The 238-nt window shown below is 46.2% G+C and carries 1 protein-coding gene; it reads left to right on the top strand.

Annotated elements, in window-relative coordinates; all coding sequences use genetic code 11:
- The coding region (locus R0J87_RS24465) for a hypothetical protein (protein WP_498889641.1) at positions 1-238 on the top strand (238 nt) is incomplete at both ends.

Raw genomic sequence — 238 nt, 5'->3', positions numbered from 1 at the left:
CCGATAAACTCAATAATCAACTGACACCACTGCGTGGTAAACCGCAAATTCAGTTCACGCAAAACTGGCCGCGACTTGATGGCGCAACGGCGGCGTACCCCATTTATGCCTCTGCCTTTTATGCACTAAGCGTTTTGCCGGAAGATTTTCACGAATGGGAATATCTGGCGAACTCTCGTACTCCCGAAGCATATAACAAGATTGTTAAAGGTAATGCCGATATTATCTTTGTGGCTCA

The sequence above is a fragment of the Halomonas sp. SIMBA_159 genome (assembly GCF_046536035.1).
In the GTDB taxonomy this organism is placed as follows: domain Bacteria; phylum Pseudomonadota; class Gammaproteobacteria; order Pseudomonadales; family Halomonadaceae; genus Vreelandella; species Vreelandella venusta_A.
Note: the sequence above shows the minus strand (reverse complement) of the source record. Positions and strands in the feature narration are given on the sequence as shown.